The sequence below is a fragment of the Aquirufa sp. A-Brett2-15D genome, from assembly GCF_054558735.1.
In genome coordinates this window covers 1-238 of sequence record NZ_JBSKFT010000029.1, presented here as the reverse complement: position 1 = coordinate 238, position 238 = coordinate 1, and the positions used below count along the sequence as shown (strand labels likewise).

Sequence of the window (238 nt, the reverse complement as noted above, 5' to 3'; positions counted from 1 at the left end):
ATACACGAGTGAGTTCCAATACAAGTAGCATTACTGCTGAGATAACAAGAGCAACTGCTGCAGAATTAGCATTAACGAATGGAGTAAATGCAAACACAGCTAGCATAACTTCTAATACCAATTCGATCGCCGGACTCGATACACGAGTGAGTTCCAATACAAGTAGCATTACTGCTGAGATAACAAGAGCAACTGCTGCAGAATTAGCATTAACGAATGGAGTAAATGCAAACACAGC

1 protein-coding gene is annotated in these 238 nt (G+C 40.8%); it reads left to right on the top strand.

Translation table 11 applies throughout. The features are described from left to right. The coding region (locus ACST14_RS11010) for a hypothetical protein (protein ID WP_459463492.1) at positions 1 to 238 on the top strand (238 nt) is incomplete at both ends.